This window comes from Amycolatopsis sp. NPDC003865 (genome assembly GCF_053605345.1).
Genome location: NZ_JBSGJA010000019.1, coordinates 125159 through 141904 on the forward strand (window position 1 = coordinate 125159; position 16746 = coordinate 141904).

The following is a 16746-nucleotide window of genomic DNA, read 5'->3' on the forward strand; positions in this document are numbered from 1 at the left end:
GCTGGTGCCTGCGAAGGGTAGTGCAGCCGCTCAATCCCACGCCAAGGAGGACCGGTGTCGCCAGTACGCGCCGGGATCCTCGGCGAGCCCGGCCAGCGCATCCCGGTCGGCCGCGCCCAGCTCCACCGCCGCGGCCCGCAGGTTCGCCTCCAGCTGGACCGGGGCCGCGGGGCCGATGACGGCGGTGTCCACCCACTCTTCGGCCAGCACCGCGGCGATCGCGACGGCGTCCGGGCCCGTCCCGTGCGCGGCGGCGATGTCGAGGACCGTCTTCGGCGCCTCCACCGCGAGCCTGCCGTTGGCGAGGGTTTCCTTGACCAGCACGCGGTTCCCGGCCGCGTGCGCCGCGGCCAGGGCCCGCCCGGCCGACCGCTCCAGCACGTTCCACGTCGACTGCACGGCCGAAAACACCGGCTGCCCGGCCACTTCCAGCGCGAAGGCCCGCTCGATCGCGTCCGCCTGCGCGGGTCCCGACGTCGAGAACCCGACCGCGACGCCGTTCGCGGAAAGCTCCGCCAGCGCTTCGACCAGCGGCTCGTCGGTGAACAGCGGACTGTCCACAGTGAGCGAATGCACCTGGTAGAGCCCGACCCGGTTTCCCAGCAGCGCCAGGGTTTCCGCCCACTGCGCCGCGAACCGCGCCGCCGAGTGCTCCTTCACCTCGTGCACGTCGGCGTCGAGCCGCCAGTCCCCGACGTAGGCGTAACCCCACTTGCTGGACACCTCGACGTCGGCGTGCCCGCGCTCGGCGAGCCAGCCGGCCAGGAACGCCTCCGAACGCCCGTACGAGCGGGCGACGTCGACGTGCCGGACGCCGGCGGCGTAGGCGTCGTCGAGCACCGCGAAGGTCGCGGCACGCATCGAATCGACGTCCCGCACCGGCGGCAGCGCGCCGTCGCGGCCGAGGTTGATGTAGGCGGGACGGCCCAGCGCCGCCAGGCCGAGCGCGATGCGGTCCACGGGTGCCTTCACGCCGTCTGCTTGTGCCGCAGGATGGCCAGCCACTGGTCGGAGTTCTGCGCCTGGCGGTGCAGCTTCTCCAGGCGCGCGGCCGGGGCCCGGACGTACCCCTTGCCGAAGACCGGCGCGATCTGGCGCAGGCTCGCGCCGCCTTCGCGCGCGGCGAGCAGCGCCCAGTCGGAGGCGTCGGCGCAGGCCGCCGAGGCGCGGCGGAGCTCGCCGAGGATGTCGATGAGCTCCTGGGCGCCCACCTCCCCCGCCTGGACGGCGGCGGCCGTCGTCTCCAGCCAGGCCAGGACGTCGGACTCGGTGATCGGCGCGCGCGGCCGGTGCGTTTCTTCGCTCACGGCCAGTGAGTATAGGTCGTTATACGTCGATACACGCGACGGCGGCCATGCCGACACGCACCGAATCCCCGCCGGACGCCGAGCGGCCGGTTGACTCAAATCGTAGTTCTGCGATACTTCGATTCATGACGACCATCGACGGCATGCGGCTCGGCCGCTACGGGATCTGGACGTTCGACTTCGAAAGCCTGCCGGCGAGCCGGATCCGGGAATCGGCACAGGAACTGGACGAACTCGGCTGGCCCGCGCTCTGGATCCCGGAGACCGACGGCCGCGAAGCGCTCACCCACGCCGGTTTCCTGCTGGCCGCCACCGAGAACCTGACCGTTGTCAACGGAATAGCGCAGATCGGGTCGCGCGAACCGCGCCGGACGCAGGGCGCGGCGCTGCTGCTCGCCGACGCCTACCCGGACCGCCACCTGCTCGGCCTCGGCTTCGGCGGCGTGCCCGCCCCGAAGCCCCTCGACGCGGTGCGCGGCTACCTCGCCGAGATGGACGCCGTCACCAGCGCCAACCCGGCGCCGCGGGCCCCGATACGCCGGCTGCTGGCCGCTTACGGGCCCAAGATGCTGGAGCTCGCCCGCGACCACGCGGCGGGCGCGCACACCTACCACGTGACCCCGGACCACACCGCCCAGGCGCGGGAAATCCTCGGCGACGGCCCGTTCCTCGGCGTCGAGCACGCGGTGCTGTTCGAGACCGACGCGGCGAAGGCGCGCGAGATCGCCCGCGAGCACCTGCACCCCTACCTCACGCAGACGTACAACGTCGCGAAGTTCCGGCGGCTCGGCTACACCCAGGAGGAGATCGACGGCGCGGCCGACCGGATCGTCGACGACCTGGTGTTCTGGGGCGACCTCGACACGATCATCGCGAGGCTCGGCGCGCACCTGGAAGCGGGCGCCGACCACGTCGGCATCCAGGTCATCGGCACCGGACCGGGCGAATCGGCGATGCCGCACTGGCGCCGGCTGGCCGAGGCGCTGCTACCGGTCGCCGCGTAGGCCGAACCGGGCGGTGCAGTGCCAGACGCGCTTGAGCAGCTGGGGGTCGTGCCGGCCGGCGCGGACGGCGTCGCCGATGACGCGGGCGTCGAGCCTGCCGTCCTCGGCGATCTCCTTCCCGGCCCGCACGACATCCTCCCCGCGGTAGTCCGCGTGCTCGGCCAGCACCTCGACAGGCAGGCTGAACCCGTGATGCCACCTGGTGGGAAACGGCAGGTCCGCGGCCGCCGCCTCGACGTCGGTGCCGCGGAAGGCCGGGTCCAGGACGAGCGCCTCGACGTCGGTCGCCAGCCGGAGCGGGCCGTGGACGTGGGCCTCGATGTGGTCGTCGAGCTCGTCCTGCACGTCGGCCTCGGCGAGGCGCAGCAACGGCATGTTCGCCGCGGTGCCGAAGTCGTCCGGCTCGCCGAAGCTGTCCGGGTAGCAGAACGTCGTCCGCGCCAGCACTTCGCGCTTCAGCACCAAGTGCGACGAGCCGAACCGGACCGACCCGCCCGCCGGGCGGCGGCGGTAGTTGAGCGAGCCGTACTTCGGCCGGGCCGACGGTGGCAGGTCGTCGTAGGCGCCACCGAACATGTGGTGCTCCCAGCGCCGGCGGTCTCCCCCGGCGTGCGCCGTGAGGCCGCCGTTGCTCGTGCCCGTCTCGAACTGCGAGCGGTAGACGCCGTCGGTGACGAGGTGCCGCAGCAACGGCACTTCACCGACCAAGCGGTCCGGGTGGAAGTGGACGGTGACGTCCAGGCCTTCGGGCAACGGCGGCCCGGTCACGCGGCCGGCGACGTGCGCCACCGCTCGCCGCCATCCCGCTTCTCCAGCCGCCATGGGCGCTATCCTAACCCGAACCGTATAGGTCGTTATACGCGATGGACAGGTCCGAAAACCGCTGGCTTTGCGCTCCGCGTCCCGGCTTGACTGCGCCCATGCGGTTCGAAGGTCTCGGGGTCACGGTGCGGTTCGCGCTGCTGGCCGTCGTGTGGGGTGCGAGTTTCCTGTTCATCAAGGTGGGGCTGGCCGGGCTGTCCCCCGCGCAGATCGCACTCGCGCGGGTCGCGCTGGGTGCGCTCGCGCTGGCGGCCGTGCTGGCGGTGCGCCGGCGGCCACTCCCCCGCGATCCCGTGCTGTGGGGTCATCTCGCGGTCGTTTCGGTGCTGTTGTGCGTGGTGCCGTTCCTGCTGTTCTCGTGGGCGGAACAGTACATTTCGTCCGGTTTGGCCAGCATCTTCAACGCGACGACGCCGCTGGTCACGATGCTGCTGGCCGCCGCGGCGCTGCCCGAAGAGCGGTTCACGCCGCCGCGGGTGCTCGGCCTGTCGCTCGGTTTCCTCGGCGTGCTCACGATCGTCGGGGTGTGGCACGGCGTCGACGTCTCGCACCGGCTGACGGCGCAGCTCGCCTGCCTCGGCGCTACTACGTGTTACGGCGCGTGCTTCGTCTACCTGCGCCGGTTCGTCTCTCCGCGTGGTGTGGACCCGGTCGTCGTCGCGTTCGGTCAAACCGGGTCCGCGACGGTCATCCTCGGATTGCTCGCGCCCGCGATCGCGACCGCGCCGGTGCACCTGGACGTCGCGGTGGTCGCGAGCATGGTGGCGCTCGGCGTGTTCGGGACCGGAATCGCGTATGTCTGGAACGTCCGGATCATCGCGGCGTGGGGTGCGGCCAACGCCTCGGCGGTGACCTACCTCACACCCGTGGTCGGGGTGGTGCTGGGCGTGCTGGTGCTCGGCGAGCCGGTCAGCTGGAACCAGCCGGCGGGCGCGCTCCTGATCGTGGTGGGCATCCTCGCCGCCCACGGAAGGCTGCGGCGGCGCAGGCCCGAACCGGTGCTCGCCGGCCGGTAGACACGACGATGGGGCGACCGCCGAAGCGGCCGCCCCATCGCGCACTCGGACTACAGGTACTGACCGGTGTTCGTGGCGGTGTCGATCGCCCGCCCCGAGTCCTGGTTCTTGCCGGTGACGAGCGTGCGGATGTAGACGATCCGCTCGCCCTTCTTGCCGGAGATCCGGGCCCAGTCGTCCGGGTTGGTGGTGTTCGGGAGGTCCTCGTTCTCCGCGAACTCGTCGACGATCGCGTCGAGCAGGTGCTGCACGCGAAGACCCGGCTGCTTGGTCTCCAGCACCGACTTGATCGCCGACTTCTTCGCCCGGTCCACGATGTTCTGGATCATCGCGCCCGAGTTGAAGTCGCGGAAGTACAGGACTTCCTTGTCCCCGTTGGCGTAGGTCACCTCGAGGAACCGGTTCTCGTCGCTCTCCTCGTACATCCGCTCGACCGTGTGCTGGATCATCGCGTCGAACGTCGCCTTGGCGTCGCCGCCGAACTCGGCGAGGTCGTCCGCGTGGATCGGCAGGCCTTCGGCCAGGTACTTGGAGAAGATGTCCTTCGCGCCTTCGGCGTCCGGACGCTCGATCTTGATCTTGACGTCGAGCCGGCCCGGCCGCAGGATCGCCGGGTCGATCATGTCCTCGCGGTTGGAGGCGCCGATGACGATGACGTTCTCCAGGCCTTCGACACCGTCGATCTCCGACAGCAGCTGCGGCACGATCGTGGTCTCGACGTCGGACGACACGCCCGACCCACGGGTACGGAAGATCGAGTCCATCTCGTCGAAGAACACGATCACCGGGGTGCCTTCGGAGGCCTTTTCCCGCGCCCGCTGGAAGATCAGGCGGATGTGCCGCTCGGTCTCCCCGACGAACTTGTTGAGCAGCTCGGGACCCTTGATGTTCAGGAAGTAGGACTTCCCGTCCGCCGCGTCGCCCCGCGCTTCGGCCACCTTCTTGGCCAGCGAGTTCGCGACCGCCTTGGCGATGAGCGTCTTGCCGCAGCCCGGCGGGCCGTAGAGCAGGACGCCCTTGGGCGGGCGCAGCTGGTACTCCTGGTAGAGGTCGGCGTGCAGGAACGGCAGTTCCACCGCGTCGCGGATCTGCTCGATCTGCCGGGTGAGGCCACCGATGTCCTCGTAGCGGACGTCGGGCACCTCCTCCAGCACCAGGTCCTCGACCTCCGCCTTCGGCACGCGCTCGTACGCGTAGCCGGCCTTGGAGTCGACCAGCAGCGAGTCGCCCGGCTTGAGCGGCTGCTCGGCCAGCAGGTCGGAGAGCAGGACCACCCGCTCCTCGTCCGCGTGCCCGACCACCAGCGCGCGAAGGCTGCCGCCCTCGACGTCGGCGGCGAGCACCTCACGCAACGCGCACACCTCGCCGGTGCGTTCGAAGCCGCCGGCCTCGACCACGGTGAGCGCCTCGTTGAGCCGCAGCGCCTGGCCGCGTCGCAACGAAGAGAGCTCGACCGCGGGCGACACCGACACCCGCATCTTGCGGCCCGCCGTGTAGACGTCCACCGTGTTGTCCTCGTACGCCTCGACGAAGACGCCGTAGCCGGACGGCGGCTGGGCCAGCCGGTCGACCTCCTCGCGCAGCGCGAGGAGCTGTCCCCGGGCCTCACGCAGGGTTTCGACCAGTTTGGTGTTGCGTTCGGTGAGCTGGCTCACCCTTTCCGAGGCCTCGGCGAGCCGCTGTTCGAGAACTCGGTTCTGCCGTGGCGAGTCGGTCAGTTTGCGGCGCAGCAGCGCCACTTCCTCCTCGAGAAAACGGATCTGCCGAGCCTGCTCGTCCGCCGTCGTCCCAGCTCCGGATGTTGCTGAAGGGTCGGCCTCCTCGCGCCGACCTCCGGGAAGGTCATGATGCATCGGGCACCTCCTCGGAGTGCTTTTCATTCCACGGTACCGGCGATCACCGACAAGAAAAGGCCTTTCCGGATCACAAGATCGGCGCGTCGCGGTTTCCTTGCCTGGTCCAGCACGGACATTCCCGCAGCGCAAGAGGCCATTTCGGTGCCGTGGCCCCGGCGCGTCGCGGGCCCGACCGGGCCGGGACGAACCAAGCACGTCGGGAGTACCCGCCTTCGAGACGGTCCAACCCTGCCCGGAGATGACGATTCGGGCCAGTTCCGCCCTAACCGCGCGGCGGCCCCGCCCGGTGGCTAGCATCGGGCCGACGTCGGCCGCCTCGAAGGCCGGGTCACCGTCGAAGGAACGCGAGGGGGCACCACCCATGACCTACCCGCCGCAGCAACCGGGCGGCTACGGCCAGCAGCCCGGGGGTTACGGGCAGCAGCCCGGGCCGTACGGCCAGCAGCCCGGCGGCCATCCCCAGAGCGGACCGCAGCCCCAGCCGGGCTACGGCGGCACGCAGCAGTTCGGGCAGCCCGATCCGTACGGTCAGCCGCAGCAGGGCGGTTACCCGCCCCAGCCGGGCCCTCAGCCCCAGCAGGGCTACCCCCAGTACGGGCAGCAGGACCAGTGGGGGCAGCAGCAGCCCCAGCAGGACCAGTGGGGCCAGCCGGCGCAGCAGCAGCCGGGCTTCGGCGGTTACGACCCGTACGGCGGCGGCAGCTTCGGTGAGGCACCGCCGCCCAAGAAGAAGAAAACCGGCCTGATCGTCGGCATCGCCGCCGCCGCGGTGCTCCTCGTCGGGGGCGGCGTGACGTGGTTCGTCCTGGCCAAGGGTGACGACAACACCACCGCGGCCCCGCCGGCGAGCAGCAGCTCCGCGGCGCCGACGTCCGCGCCGAAGACGTCCGCTTCGAAGCCCAAGGTCACCTCGCCGAGCCCGTCGACGAAGAGCACGAAGCCCGCCGCCGGCCCGGCCCCGGCGGGCAAGGGCAGCTCGCAGGAGCTGTTCGACGCGACGATCGACGCCTACAACGCCGGCGACGAGAAGGCGCTGGGCGACACGATCTGCCGGAGCGTCTTCGAGGGCAGCACCGGCGACATCCCGAAGGTGACGGTCAAGCTGACCGGTTCGCCGCAGGACACCGGGGACAAGTCCACCGTGCGCTACTCGGCGACGGACGGCAGCAAGACCAAGGTCGGCACGATGTCGGCCCAGAAGGAATCCGGCCTGTGGTGCCTGTCCAACGTCCGGGCGGACGGCTCGTGAGCCCGCGCCTTCGGTGAACCGCGCGCTCGCCGCCGGGCTCGTGCTGCTCGGCGTGGCCGGGGCGGGTGTGGTGCTGGGCCTGCTGCTCGTCGCGCCGTCCGGCTCCCCGCCCGCCCCGTCGAGCACGGCCCCGGTGACCCGCACCTCGGCCTCCGCGGCGCCGAGCGCGGTCGACACCGCGGCGGTGAACGTGCTGGCCCGCGCCATCGTCGACGCGATCACGGCCCACGACTCGGCGGCGTTCGGCAAGCTGACGTGCCGCCCGCAGACCGCGGACGCCCTGGGGCGGCTGCAGCGGATGTGGGACGCGGCCGGCCGGGTGACGGCGACGCTGAAGGAGCCGCCGGAGGTCCGCGGCGAGTCCGCGACGGCGAAGGTGCACGTCGAAGCCCCGGGCGGGACGAAGGACACGCCGTTCCCGCTGCACAAGGAGAACGGCCGCTGGTGCGTCCCCGGCTAGCCCTTGCCCTTGGACGGCCGGCGCGACACGCGAGGTGACACGGTTCCGTCCGCGAGCCGGCGGGCGGTGAGCAGGAACGCCGTGTGCGCGACCATCCGGTGGTCCGGGCGCACCGCGAGGCCCACCACGTGCCACGGCCGCATCAGCGTTTCCCACGATTCGGGCTCGGTCCAGCACTGCTGCTCGCGCAGCGACTCCGTCACGCGGGACAGCTGCGTCACGGTCGCGACGTAAACCGTCAGCACGCCGCCCGGCACCAGGTGCGCGGCGACGTTCGGCAGCTGGTCCCACGGGGCCAGCATGTCCAGCACCACCCGGTCGACCTCGCCTTCGTGGGTCGCCAGGTCCGCCACCGTGAGCGACCAGTTCGCCGGCTTCTCCCCGAAGAACTTCACGACGTTGCGCTCGGCGTGCTCGGCGTGGTCGTCGCGGATCTCGTAGGAGCTCACGTGCCCTTCCGAGCCGACCGCGCGCAGCAGCGAACACGTCAGCGCGCCGGAACCCGCGCCGGCCTCGAGCACGCGGGCGCCCGGGAAGATGTCGCCCCACATCACGATCTGCGCGGCGTCCTTCGGGTAGATGACCTGCGCGCCGCGCGGCATCGAGAGCACGTAGTCCGGCAGGAGCGGGCGCAGGGCCAGGTAGGTCGACCCGCCCGCCGACGTCACGACCGAGCCCTCGGGCCTGCCGATCAGGTCGTCGTGGGCGAGCGCGCCGCGATGGGTGTGGTACTCCCCGCCGTCGGCCAGCGTCAGGGTGTAGTGCCGCCCTTTCGAGTCGGTCAACTGCACCCGATCACCCGCGCGAAACGGTCCGCTGACCGACAACACTTCCTCCTGTACCCCGAATGGCCGACGACAGATCTTCGCAGGCCGTCCGGGGCGTGGCCTCAGCGGGTACGGCGGTTCAGCGCGGCGCGCAGGTCGTCCCGGCGCAGCACCCCCGCCGGACGGCCCTCGTCGTCGACGACGAGGAACTGCCACGCCGGGGTCTCGCGGACGCGCTCGACGACGTCCTCCCCCGGTTCCGAGGCCAGCAGGACGGTTTCGGCGCGGATCGGCTCCGCCGCGAGCTCGGCGGGCGCGTGCGGCGACGTGCCCGCGAGGCGCTCCGCCGCGCCCGTGTCGAGCAGCCCGGCCGCCACGCCGTCCGCGCGGACGAGCACCACGCCCCGGCCCGCCGAGGCCGCGAGCGCGTCCGACACCGGGCTTTCGGCGGGCAGCTGCAGCACCGGCCGCACCAGCTCGCCGAGGTCCAGACCTTCCGGCCAGGTGCGGCGCGCTTCGGCCTTGAGCTCGGAGCGCGCACCCAGGATCACGAACCACGCCGTGACGACGCAGACGCCCAGGCGCAGCCATCGGTCCGGGCTGCCGGTCGCCAGGCCCCACAGGGCCCACACGAGCAGGCCCGCGGCGACGACCGCGCCGCCGCCGACCGCCGCGCGCGTGCCCTTCGCGCGGATCCCGGTGGCCGCCCAGACGCCGGCGCGGACCAGCCGCCCGCCGTCGAGGGGCAGGCCGGGCAGGAGGTTGAACACGCCGACGGCGAGGTTCGCCACCGCGCACTCGGCCACCAGCATCCAGACCGCGCCGTCCGGCGGGACGGCGAACACCAGCAGGCCGCAGAACCCGCCCAGCAGCAGCGACACCGCCGGGCCCGCCGCGGCGACCAGGCCCTCGTGGACCGGCCGCTTCGGCGTCCTGGCCACTTCGGACAGGCCGCCGAGCAGGAACAGCCGCACCCGCCGCACCGGGATCCCCAGCCGCAGCGCGGCGACGCAGTGGCCGAGCTCGTGCGCCAGCACCGACAGGCCCAGCAGCACCGCGAACGCGCCGGCCAGCAGCCACGACGTCAGGGACGAGGCGTCCGGGAGCAGCCGTCCGACCAGCGGCGCGTAGAGCACGACGACGATCAGCGACCCGATCCACCAGGACGGCGCGAGCAGCACGGGCACGCCGGCGACCCGGAACAGCAGGAGACCGCCGTCCGGGAGGACGGCCTGCCGGGTGCCCCCGGTGCCCTGTTCACTGGTCGCGGCCATGCGGGAGAGCCTAGAGCCCCCGGTGTGGGGAGCGGGTGATCCGGTCTCCGGTGGTGTCGCGCACGACCGCGGGACGGCTGGGCGGTCCGGGTGCCGGCGGTGCGGTCACCGGCCATCGCCGACCCGGGCATTGCCGCCTCCGCGCGGCGAAACCGGCCGTTCCGGTCGCCGGCCCCGCCGCGGCCGGGCACGGCAGAGCGTTGCGGACGCCGCCGAGCGTTGCGGCCGCCGGCGCCGCCGTCCCGGTGCTGCCGCCGCTGCGTAGTGGTGCTGCCGGACATCGCAGCCGCCGCGTGTCACCGCCGGGCGTTGCGGTCGCCGGAACTGTCGTACCCCGGCGTTACGCTCTGCCCATGCCCGACGCCGACACCGTCACCACGGATCCCCCAGCAGCCACCGCCGTCGCCACCGAGGTGCGGCGGCGGCCCGCGCTGTCGCCGTCGAGGGCCAGCGACTTCAAGCAGTGCCCGCTGCTCTACCGGTTCCGCGCGGTCGACCGGCTGCCGGAGGTCCCGACCAAGGCCCAGCTGCGCGGCACGCTCGTCCACTCGGTGCTGGAGCGGCTGTTCGCGCTGCCGGCCGCCGAGCGCGTGCCCGCCCAGGCGCGCGAGCTGCTCGGCCCGGCGTGGACGGACCTCTCGGCGGACCGTCCGGAGTGGACCGAGCTGTTCGACGGCGGGAAACCCGAAGACCACGCGGACTGGCTGCGGTCGGCGGAAAAGCTGCTGGACGCCTACTTCGAGCTGGAAGACCCCCGGCGGCTCGAACCCGAGGCCTGCGAGCTGCACGTCGAGATCGAGCTCGGCTCCGGCGTCCTGCTGCGCGGCTACATCGACCGCCTCGACGTCGCGCCGACCGGCGAAATCCGGGTCGTCGACTACAAGACCGGCGCCGCGCCCCGCGAAATCGGCGAGGCCAAGGCGATGTTCCAGATGAAGTTCTACGCCGTGGTGCTGTGGCGGCTGCGCGGGATCGTGCCGCGCCAGCTGAAGCTGATGTACCTCACCGACGGCCAGTCCCTCGCCTACACGCCCGACGAAGCCGAGCTGCTGCGCTTCGAACGCACCCTGGAAGCCATCTGGCAGGCCATCCTCAAGGCGGGCAAGACCGGCGACTTCCGCGCGAACAAGAGCAAGCTGTGCAACTGGTGCGACCACCAGGCGCACTGTCCCGAGTACGGCGGTACGCCGCCGGAGTACCCCGGCTGGCCGGAGCCCGACGCGGGCGACGAGACGCCCCTGGACCGGGCCGACTGATGGCCGACGCGTTCTACGTCCCCCTCGGCGAAGGCCGCTACTCGGCGACCGCCCACACGGCCGGGCCGTGGTCCTCGGAGTCCCAGCACTTCGGCCCGCCGTCGGCGTTGCTCGTGCGGGCGCTCGAAGCCGTCGAACGGGCGCACCCGGCGGACCTGGCCCGGGTGACCGTCGAGATCCTCGGCCCGGCGCCGGTCGCCGAACTCGCCGTGCGGGCCCGGGTCGAGCGGCCGGGCCGGTCGGTCGAGCTGCTGCAGGCCGAGCTGGCGAGCGCGGACCGCGTCGTGGCGCGGGCTTCGGCGTGGCGCATCGCGGCCTCCGACACGAGCGAGGCGGCCACGGACGCCGGACCGCTCCTGCCGGCGCCGGACACCGTGACCGAGTCGCCGTGGCCGGAGGGCTGGCAGGCCGGCTACCTCGACGCCGTCGAGTGGCGCGCGGTGCGCGGCGGCATGGACGTGCCCGGCCCGGCGGCCGTCTGGGCCCGCCAGCGCGTCCCGCTGGTCGACGGCGAGGAGCCGAGCGGGCTGCAGCGGCTGTTCACCATCGCCGACTCCGGCAACGGCGTGTCGAACTTCCTCGACCCGCGCAAGTGGTGGTTCATCAACTCCGAGCTGACCGTCCACCTGCGGCGGGTGCCGGAGGGCGAGTGGATCGGCCTCGACGCGGTGACCCTGGTCGGCGAGCACGGCATCGGCACGGCGACGAGCATCCTGCACGACGCGGGCGGCCCGGTGGCCACCGGCGCGCAGGCGCTGATGGTGCGCCCGCGACAGGCCGGGGGCGGATAGCCACCCACAACGGCCCCGCATCCAATAACCTTCGCGGAACGACCGACTTGAGGAGCGCTCCGGCATGCAGATCACCTCGGTGGTCAACCAGAAAGGCGGGGTCGGCAAGACCTCACTGAGCGTCGGCACCGCGGCCGCGCTGGCCGAGCGGGGCCGGCGCGTGCTGCTCGTCGACCTCGACCCGCAGGGTCACGCGACGACCGAGATGCTCGGGTTGTCCGAGGTACCCCCGGATCAGCCGAGCCTGGCGAAAGCGCTGGCCAAGACGTGGAAGGGCCCGATCGACGAGATCGTCGTGCCGCACCCGCGCAGCAACCTCGGCAAAGGCGGCGCGCTCGACGTCGTGCCGACGTCGCCGGGGATGTTCGACCTGATCCGGCGGCTCGACTCGTTCCGCGTGCCCGGCTGGCAGCTGGCCCGGGTCATCCAGTTCGCCAACTACGACCACTGCGTCATCGACTGCCCGCCGGCGCTGGACGTGCTGACGAACAACGCGCTCGCGGCGTCGCACGGCATCCTGGTGCCGGTCCAGCCGGACAAGACGAGCATCCGCGCGCTGCGGCTGCTGGCCGACCAGGTCCGGTACGTCGAGCAGACGGTCGGGCGGCAGCCGCTGTCGTGGTTCGGCCTGGTGCCGAGCCTGTACCGGCGCCCGATCTCGCACTACGCGGCGGCGGCGCTGCAGGAGATGTACGAGTTCGGCATCCCGATGCTCTCGCACCTGCCGCTCGGCGTGGTGATGAACGAGGCGGCGGCGCACGGCGTCCCGGTGACGACGTACGCGCCGGAGACGCTGCAAGCGCTGTCGTTCCGCGAGATCGCGGCGACGCTCGACGGTTACCTGGAGCAGAACCAGGCCCCCGCGGTGGTCCCGGCGGACGAGGAGTTCGTCTTCGAGGACTTCATCTCGGAGGTCGCGGTGGCCCGCAACGTCAACGACAACGGCGCCCGCAAGGGTCTCTACGACCTGCTGCCGAAGAAGCCCAACCGGCCGCGCTGAGGTGCGCGCGGCCGGCCGGGCTGCCGGTCAGAGGCGGCAGGAGCGGATGTCGGACGCCAGGATCGCCTTCGCGCCGACCTCGGCCAGCTCGTCCATGATCAGGTTGACCTTCTTGCGCGGCACCATCGCGCGCACCGCGACCCAGTCCTCGTCCGCCAGCGGCGCCACCGTCGGCGACTCCAGGCCCGGCGTGATGGCGATCGCGCGCTCGACGAGCGTGCGCGGGCAGTCGTAGTCCAGCATCATGTACTGCTGCGCGAACACGACTCCGCGCAGGCGCGCCGCCAGCTGCGACTTCGCCTTGCTCTCCGCCGTGCCGCGACGCTCCAGCAGCACCGCTTCCGACACGCAGATCGGGTCGCCGAACGCGACCAGGTTGTTCTGCCGCAGCGACCGGCCGGACTCGACGACGTCCGCGATCGCGTCCGCCACGCCCAGCTGGATCGAGATCTCGACCGCGCCGTCGAGGCGGATCACCTCGGCCTCGACGCCGTGGCGGGCGAGGTCGTCGCGCACCAGCCGCGGGTACGACGTCGCGAGCCGCTTGCCGTGCAGGTCGGCCGGCTTCCAGTCGCGCCCGGCCGGGGCCGCGTAGCGGAACGTCGAGCCGCCGAAGCCGAGCGCCTGGATCTCCTCCACCGGCGCGCCGGAGTCGAGCGCCAGGTCCCGGCCGGTGATGCCGAGGTCGAGGTCGCCGGAGCCGACGTAGATCGCGATGTCCTTGGGACGCAGGAAGAAGAACTCGACCTCGTTGACGTGGTCGAGCACGGTCAGGTCGCGCTGCTCATGCCGCTTGCGGTAGCCCGCCTCGCCGAGCATCTCCGTCGCCGCGGCGGCGAGGGCTCCCTTGTTCGGCACGGCAACACGCAGCATTTCGCTTTTCTCCTCGTTGTTTTCAGCGACCCGTCACAGGTAGCGGTAGACGTCCTCGGTCGACAGGCCACGGCCGAGCATCAGCACCTGCACCCGGTACAGCAGCTGGGAGATCTCCTCGGCGAGGCGGTCGTCGGACTCGTGTTCGGCGGCGATCCACACCTCGCCGGCTTCCTCGAGCACCTTCTTGCCCTGGGCGTGCACCCCGGCGTCGAGGGCGACGACGGTGCCGGACCCGTCGGGACGGGTACGCGCGCGCTCGGCAAGCTCCGCGAACAGCTCATCGAAGGTCTTCACGGTCTGCAGATCCTTCCACCCCGGGCCCGGCGGCGCCGCCCCGGCCCGCCGCGGATGCCGTGGATCTCACACCGAAGTGGACGACTCCTCCCGAAGACTGGGACGGCGTTCGAAGTCGAGGAGGTACCGCTTCCGCTCCAGGCCGCCGCCGTAGCCGGTCAGCGAACCCGTCGAACCGATGACCCGGTGGCACGGCACGATGATCGAAATCGGGTTCTTGCCGTTGGCCAGGCCCACGGCCCGGGCGGCCGCCGGCTTGCCGAGCAGCTGCGCGAGTTCGCCGTAGGACGCGGTTTCGCCGTACGGGATGTCCAGCAGCGCCGCCCACACCGACCGCTGGAACGGCGTGCCGCGGAAGGCCAGCGGGAGGTCGAACTCCCGCCGCCGCCCGGCGAAGTACTCGGCCAGCTGGCTCTCGGTGAGCGCGAACACCTCGGCCGCGCCGGGCGAGCCGAAGGCCGCCTCGGCGGGGCGGTGCCGTTGTTCGTGCATGTAGAGCCCGCAGAGCGCGTCGTCCTCGGCGACCAGGGTCAGCGGGCCGCAGGGACTGTCGACGACCGTATGGGAACGCATGGGGATCTCCTAGGCGGCGGGCATCCGGTTGATCGCGTGGTCACCCGTGGCCCACAGGTGCTGGGTGGCGTAGGCACGCCAGGGGCGCCACGCCGCGGACCGGGCGACGACGGCGGCCTGGCCGCCGAGGCCGAGGGTTTCGGCGGCGTACTTGATGCCGAGGTCGGTGGGCAGGAACGCGTCGGGGTCGCCGAGGGCGCGCATCGCGATGCTCTCGACCGTCCACGGCCCGAACCCGGGCAACGCGGTCAGCGCGGCCCGCGTCCCGGTCCAGTCGCTGCCCGCGCCGAGGTCGAGGCCGTCCGACAGCGCCTCGACCAGTGCGAGCAGCGTGCGACGCCGGGACCGCGGCATCGCCAGCGTCTCCGGGTCCAGGGAGGCGAGCGCCTCGGGCGACGGGAACAGGTGCGTCAGGCCGCCGTCGGGGTCGTCGATCGGTTCGCCGTGGGCCGCGACGAGCCGGGCCGCGTGGGTGCGGGCCGCCGCCGTCGAGACCTGCTGGCCGAGCACGGCCCGCACGGCGAACTCGGCGCCGTCGACCGTGCGAGGCACCCGCCGGCCCGGCGCGGCCGCGACCAGCGGCGCGAGCAGCGGGTCACCGGCGAGCTGGTCGTCGACGGCCACCGGGTCGGCGTCGAGGTCGAGCAGCCGGCGGCAGCGGCTGGTCGCCGTCGGCAGGTCCCGCAGGTCGGTCAGGGTCAGCCGGCAGGCGATGTACCCGGCGGCGGGGTCCCCGGGGCGCAGCGCGACGACGCCGTGGCCGTGCGGCAGCCGCAGGGTCCGGCGGTAGGCGCCGTCGCGCCACTCCTCGACGCCCGGCACGCCGGTGGCCACGAGGTGGCCGAACAGGTTGTCCGGGCAGAGCGGCTTGCGGTAGGGCAGCCGCAGCGGGATCGCCCCCGCCGTCGCCGAGGGCTTGCCCTTCGCGCGCTGCCGCAGCTCGGTCGGCGAAAGCGCGAACACCTCGCGGACGGTGTCGTTGAACGCCCGGATGCTGCCGAAGCCGGCGGCGAGGGCGAGCTCGGCCATCGGCAGGGTGGTGGTCTCGATCAGCGTCCGCGCGGTCTGCGCGCGCTGGGCCCTGGCCAGGGCGAGGGGGCCGGCGCCGACCTCGGCGAACACCTGGCGCTGGACCTGCCGGACGCTGTAGCCGAGCCGGTCGGCCAGCCCTTGGACGCCTTCGGTGTCGACGACGCCGTCGGCGATCAGCCGCATCGCCCGCGCGACCAGGTCGGCACGCTCGTTCCACAGCGGCGAGCCGGGGCTGGCGTCCGGGCGGCAGCGCTTGCAGGCGCGGAACCCCGCCTGCTGGGCGGCCGCCGCGCTCGGGTAGAAACTCATGTTCTGCCGTTTGGGCGGGACGACCGGGCAGCTGGGCCGGCAGTAGATCCGGGTCGTCAGCACCGCGCAGTAGAACCACCCGTCGAACCGGGCGTCCTTCGCCTGCACGGCCCGCACGCACCGTTCGAAATCCTCGTGCACCGCTTCAGCATCGCGGACCGGGAGCGCCCGGGCTAGCGGAAATGCGACATGGGCGTGCTCAGCCCAGCAGGGCCGCCAGCGCCCGCACGTCGACGCCGACGAGGGAGTCGCGGAACACGCGCCGCTCCCCCGTCTCGACCGGGACGTCGTTCGGGATGACCAGGACCGTGCAGCCCGCGGCGACCGCCGACGCCGTGCCCGGCGGCGAGTCCTCGACCGCGACGCACCGCGCCGGGTTCACGCCGAGCAGCTCCGCGCCCTTGAGGTAGGGGCGCGGGTGCGGCTTGTTGAAGCCTTCGACCTCGTCGCCGCAGACCGTGACGTCGAAGAACTCGCGCCCGATCGTGTTCAGCGCCAGCTCGGTGAGGTCCCGCTCGGTGGAAGTGACCAGGGCCGAGCGCACACCGGCTTCCCGCACCGCCGTCAGGGCTTCGCGGGCGCCGGGGCGCCACGGCAGCTCGTCGTCGAACAGGCCCGCGGTGCGGCGGCGGATCTCTTCGCCGGTCGAGGTGATCGCTTCGGGCGTCACCGAGCGGCCCACGACTTCGAGGAGGTACGCCGAGGTGTCGTCCATATTGGACCCGACGAGCGTCATCCGCTGCTCCTCGGAAAGCTTGCCACCGAGCCATTCCGCCGTCTCGTAGAGGGCGATGTCCCACAGCTTCTCGGAATCGACCAGCGTGCCGTCCATGTCCCACAGCACGGCATCGAGTCCGTCC

Annotated in this window: 18 protein-coding genes; 7 read left to right on the forward strand and 11 right to left on the reverse strand. The window is 72.4% G+C overall.

The annotated features are described in order from the left end of the window. Window positions 1-30 precede the first annotated feature (30 nt). Both ACWEVP_RS36295 and ACWEVP_RS36300 read right to left on the reverse strand, forming a co-directional pair. Window positions 31-972, reverse strand: coding sequence for an aldo/keto reductase (locus ACWEVP_RS36295; protein ID WP_452067095.1), 942 nt, complete (start codon window positions 970-972; stop codon window positions 31-33). Continuing rightward, window positions 969-1307 (reverse strand): hypothetical protein, encoded by a 339-nt coding sequence (locus ACWEVP_RS36300; RefSeq protein WP_400873441.1) that lies wholly within the window; start codon window positions 1305-1307, stop codon window positions 969-971. Before ACWEVP_RS36300 ends, ACWEVP_RS36295 begins: the two co-directional genes overlap by 4 nt. Before the next feature lie 125 nt (window positions 1308-1432). Between ACWEVP_RS36300 and ACWEVP_RS36305 the strand changes: the two genes are divergently transcribed. Next, complete coding sequence (locus ACWEVP_RS36305; protein WP_452067096.1) at window positions 1433-2311, forward strand: TIGR03620 family F420-dependent LLM class oxidoreductase; 879 nt, start codon at window positions 1433-1435, stop codon at window positions 2309-2311. Here the strand turns inward: ACWEVP_RS36305 and ACWEVP_RS36310 are convergent. Then, window positions 2294-3133, reverse strand: a complete 840-nt coding sequence (locus ACWEVP_RS36310) for a DUF3626 domain-containing protein (RefSeq protein ID WP_452067097.1) — start codon at window positions 3131-3133, stop codon at window positions 2294-2296. The genes ACWEVP_RS36305 and ACWEVP_RS36310 overlap by 18 nt on opposite strands. 98 nt (window positions 3134-3231) lie before the next feature. Between ACWEVP_RS36310 and ACWEVP_RS36315 the strand changes: the two genes are divergently transcribed. Next, window positions 3232-4149 (forward strand): DMT family transporter, encoded by a 918-nt coding sequence (locus tag ACWEVP_RS36315; protein WP_452067098.1) that lies wholly within the window; start codon window positions 3232-3234, stop codon window positions 4147-4149. A gap of 50 nt (window positions 4150-4199) precedes the next feature. On the opposite strand, the gene arc is transcribed toward ACWEVP_RS36315, so the two are convergent. Then, entirely contained in the window at window positions 4200-6002 is a 1803-nt protein-coding gene (gene arc / locus ACWEVP_RS36320) for a proteasome ATPase (RefSeq protein WP_285451603.1), read from the reverse strand. A 364-nt stretch (window positions 6003-6366) separates the two neighbouring features. Here arc and ACWEVP_RS36325 point away from each other — a divergent pair, with 364 nt between their 5' ends. Both ACWEVP_RS36325 and ACWEVP_RS36330 read left to right on the forward strand, forming a co-directional pair. Continuing rightward, a complete protein-coding gene (locus ACWEVP_RS36325; protein ID WP_452067099.1) occupies window positions 6367-7254 on the forward strand; it encodes a hypothetical protein in 888 nt (295 codons plus the stop codon). A gap of 13 nt (window positions 7255-7267) precedes the next feature. Beyond that, on the forward strand, window positions 7268-7714 hold the full coding sequence (locus ACWEVP_RS36330; protein WP_452067100.1) for a hypothetical protein: 447 nt from the start codon (window positions 7268-7270) through the stop codon (window positions 7712-7714). On the opposite strand, the gene ACWEVP_RS36335 is transcribed toward ACWEVP_RS36330, so the two are convergent. Beyond that, complete coding sequence (locus tag ACWEVP_RS36335; protein ID WP_372665216.1) at window positions 7711-8541, reverse strand: tRNA (adenine-N1)-methyltransferase; 831 nt, start codon at window positions 8539-8541, stop codon at window positions 7711-7713. The genes ACWEVP_RS36330 and ACWEVP_RS36335 overlap by 4 nt on opposite strands. Before the next feature lie 62 nt (window positions 8542-8603). Beyond that, window positions 8604-9755 carry a site-2 protease family protein gene (locus ACWEVP_RS36340; protein WP_452067101.1) on the reverse strand — a complete coding sequence of 384 codons (1152 nt, stop codon included), beginning with the start codon at window positions 9753-9755 and terminating at the stop codon, window positions 8604-8606. 353 nt (window positions 9756-10108) lie between these two features. Here ACWEVP_RS36340 and ACWEVP_RS36345 point away from each other — a divergent pair, with 353 nt between their 5' ends. The 3 genes from ACWEVP_RS36345 to ACWEVP_RS36355 all read left to right on the forward strand — a co-directional run bounded on the left by ACWEVP_RS36345 (window position 10109) and on the right by ACWEVP_RS36355 (window position 12802). After that, a complete protein-coding gene (locus ACWEVP_RS36345; RefSeq protein WP_452067102.1) occupies window positions 10109-11011 on the forward strand; it encodes a RecB family exonuclease in 903 nt (300 codons plus the stop codon). Continuing rightward, window positions 11011-11802, forward strand: a complete 792-nt coding sequence (locus tag ACWEVP_RS36350) for a thioesterase family protein (protein WP_452067103.1) — start codon at window positions 11011-11013, stop codon at window positions 11800-11802. Before ACWEVP_RS36345 ends, ACWEVP_RS36350 begins: the two co-directional genes overlap by 1 nt. 64 nt (window positions 11803-11866) lie before the next feature. Continuing rightward, on the forward strand, window positions 11867-12802 hold the full coding sequence (locus ACWEVP_RS36355; RefSeq protein ID WP_452067104.1) for a ParA family protein: 936 nt from the start codon (window positions 11867-11869) through the stop codon (window positions 12800-12802). Window positions 12803-12829: 27 nt separating this feature from the next. Here the strand turns inward: ACWEVP_RS36355 and hisG are convergent, their stop codons facing one another. The 5 genes from hisG to ACWEVP_RS36380 all read right to left on the reverse strand — a co-directional run bounded on the left by hisG (window position 12830) and on the right by ACWEVP_RS36380 (window position 16718). After that, on the reverse strand, window positions 12830-13675 hold the full coding sequence (gene hisG / locus ACWEVP_RS36360; protein WP_452067105.1) for an ATP phosphoribosyltransferase: 846 nt from the start codon (window positions 13673-13675) through the stop codon (window positions 12830-12832). Between the two features lie 33 nt (window positions 13676-13708). Continuing rightward, window positions 13709-13972, reverse strand: coding sequence for a phosphoribosyl-ATP diphosphatase (locus tag ACWEVP_RS36365; protein ID WP_086681128.1), 264 nt, complete (start codon window positions 13970-13972; stop codon window positions 13709-13711). 66 nt (window positions 13973-14038) lie between these two features. Beyond that, window positions 14039-14545 (reverse strand): methylated-DNA--[protein]-cysteine S-methyltransferase, encoded by a 507-nt coding sequence (locus tag ACWEVP_RS36370; RefSeq protein WP_452067106.1) that lies wholly within the window; start codon window positions 14543-14545, stop codon window positions 14039-14041. A 9-nt stretch (window positions 14546-14554) separates the two neighbouring features. Then, window positions 14555-16027 carry an AlkA N-terminal domain-containing protein gene (locus ACWEVP_RS36375; RefSeq protein WP_452067107.1) on the reverse strand — a complete coding sequence of 491 codons (1473 nt, stop codon included), beginning with the start codon at window positions 16025-16027 and terminating at the stop codon, window positions 14555-14557. 58 nt (window positions 16028-16085) lie between these two features. After that, complete coding sequence (locus tag ACWEVP_RS36380) at window positions 16086-16718, reverse strand: HAD family hydrolase (protein WP_452067192.1); 633 nt, start codon at window positions 16716-16718, stop codon at window positions 16086-16088. Window positions 16719-16746 lie beyond the last annotated feature (28 nt).